Annotated in this window: 3 protein-coding genes; 2 read left to right on the top strand and 1 reads right to left on the bottom strand. The window is 61.7% G+C overall.

What is annotated here, in order from left to right:
• Window positions 1–132: integrase core domain-containing protein (locus tag J1M40_RS12395; protein ID WP_136940278.1), on the top strand; the 132-nt coding region annotated here is incomplete at its 5' end.
• Here J1M40_RS12395 and J1M40_RS12390 read toward each other — a convergent pair.
• Window positions 129–1,106: a magnesium transporter CorA family protein gene (locus J1M40_RS12390; RefSeq protein WP_081091287.1), complete on the bottom strand. Its 978-nt coding sequence runs from the start codon at window positions 1,104–1,106 to the stop codon at window positions 129–131. The genes J1M40_RS12395 and J1M40_RS12390 overlap by 4 nt on opposite strands.
• A 117-nt stretch (window positions 1,107–1,223) precedes the next feature.
• Here J1M40_RS12390 and J1M40_RS12385 point away from each other — a divergent pair, with 117 nt between their 5' ends.
• Window positions 1,224–1,562, top strand: coding sequence for a transposase (locus tag J1M40_RS12385; protein WP_160119514.1), 339 nt, complete (start codon window positions 1,224–1,226; stop codon window positions 1,560–1,562).
• The last annotated feature ends 413 nt before the right edge of the window (window positions 1,563–1,975 follow it).

Here is a 1,975-nt window from a genome sequence, read left to right as displayed (position 1 = left end):
GCTCGGCGTGAGGCCCTGGCCGTGTGGGTGAACCACTACAACTACCATCGGCCTCATACCTCCTGCGGGAACGCCCCGCCGGCCTCGTTGGCCCCGGCCCGAGTCAACAACGTCATGACCTCCTACAGCTAGAGCCAACGCTGACGGCGGAAGACGGCGTACAGGCCCGCGGAGATGATGACCATTGCCAGAATCGATAGCGGGTAGCCAAAATCCCAGGTAAGTTCCGGAATTGACTCAAAATTCATCCCGTATATCGCTCCGACAAGGCTCGGAGTGAATAGGATGGCGGCCCACCCTGAAATGCGCTTCATGTCCTCGTTCTGTTTCTGGGCCACTAGGGCCAAGTAAACCGTAACGAGCTGTGTCAGCCGTGCGTGGATGCCGGACACTCTGGACAGAAGGTCATCTGCGTCCTCGGCGAAGGCCGCAGCATCGGCTGACCAGTCTGAGTTCTTCGACGCCCCTGGCGCGGGGATTCGATCGATGAACCGGCACAGGGAAGCAAGAGAGGAGCGGACCTTGCTGGCATCGGAGCCGAGCCGATAAACGCTCTCGATGTCCTTCTCGAATTCCCCGAAAATACTCGACTCGCAGTCCGCAGTGCCGTCCTCCAGGGAAAGTGCGGCAGAGTCATAGGAATCGATCGCGGCCTCGACGATGAGCGTTAGCGTCAGTTCCGCCTCATCTGCGGCAAAGTATCGCCCTGAGTTGTCTTCCGCCGGATGCCAGGCGGTCCCGATTCCGTCGACATCTTCAAAGACCACCAGCCAGTCGTCATGAAAGACAATGTGTAGTGATTCTATTCGTAGATCTTCTTGCCCTGCTTTTGCGATCCGGTTTATTCGCAGAAGAAAGGAGGGGCCGAATACATCCAGGCGAGGGCGACCGGCTCCTTCACGCAGGATTTCTCGCATGTTCTCCGGGAACTCGAATTCAGTTCCAAGTTGGTCAACCGTGTGCTCGCGCCCACATTGGCAGTCGACGACCTCGCCTCGATCCGTGATCAATGATCGGAGATCCGCAATCGGCTGCTGTTGCTTTGGTCGGACCTGCGGTCGCATCGCGTGTGCGGTGCCACCGGAGCATCCAAGGTGTTCAGTCATCCGGCGAGTGTAGTGGCGCAGAGGGGAGATGCGAGAGCCAGAGCCGCTCACGATGCCGGCCAGGACGCTGTAGCGCGCTGGGTCTCCTTCCCGAGTCTCACGAAGGAGAACTGGAGTATGCCCACGAAGTTCTGCTCGGAGCTGCGTGATCGTGCGGTCCGCATGGTCTACGACCGCCACGCCCTTGAAAGTGGCCCAGGAGCGCAGTCGACCCGCGCCGTCGCGCCCGAGCTCGGCGTCGGTGAGGAGCCCTTGCGGAGCTGGTGCAACCGCTACGGCCCCGCCGAGAGATCGTCCCGTCCGCAGGAATCGCTCGAGGAGGAGAATCGCCGGCTGAGGAGCGAAGTGACCGACATGCGCCGTGCGAACGAGATCTTGAAGAAGGCATCGGCATTTTATCCGCGCAGCCCGATCGCCCCACGACGAAATGATCCGGTTCATCGATATGCACCGTGAACAATTCGGTTTCGAGGCTGTCTGCCGCGTGGTCGGCACGACAGAATGTGGGTTTCTCACCTCCCGCGGCTGCCGAGCCGCGAAGCAGCGCCCAGCCTCTGCCCGCGGCATCTGGGCCGCAAAGTTCACCTGCGTTCGCATCCCGAAAGGGCTCTGCGACGCCGCGCTCTTCACGGACGTCCGCACGCGGCGGATCGTCGGCTGGGCCGTCGCGGCCCGCCTGCCCACCGAGGCATTGCCGTTGCAGGCCCTCGAGCACGCTCTACTGTGCACCTGCGCCGAAGCCTCTAGCTGTTGTGGGTCATGAGGTTCTTGGCACGAGGCCCGGGCTGAGATGAGACGAGCGGGCCCCGCCCGGCAGGATGGAAGTTCCTCAACAACCCACCTGCCAGAAGAGACCCGCTCATGACTCA

This window comes from Micrococcus sp. KRD026 (assembly GCF_017168445.1).
In the GTDB taxonomy this organism is placed as follows: domain Bacteria; phylum Actinomycetota; class Actinomycetes; order Actinomycetales; family Micrococcaceae; genus Micrococcus; species Micrococcus luteus.
The sequence above is the reverse complement of the archived record's forward strand: the minus strand, read 5'-3'. Positions and strand labels throughout refer to the sequence as shown.

What these genes read in the sequence shown, in the direction of transcription:
- J1M40_RS12390 (WP_081091287.1), bottom strand. Translation starts at nt 1,106, where the DNA reads ATGACTGAACACCTTGGATGCTCCGGTGGCACCGCACACGCGATGCGA.
- J1M40_RS12385 (WP_160119514.1), top strand. Translation starts at nt 1,224, where the DNA reads ATGCCCACGAAGTTCTGCTCGGAGCTGCGTGATCGTGCGGTCCGCATG.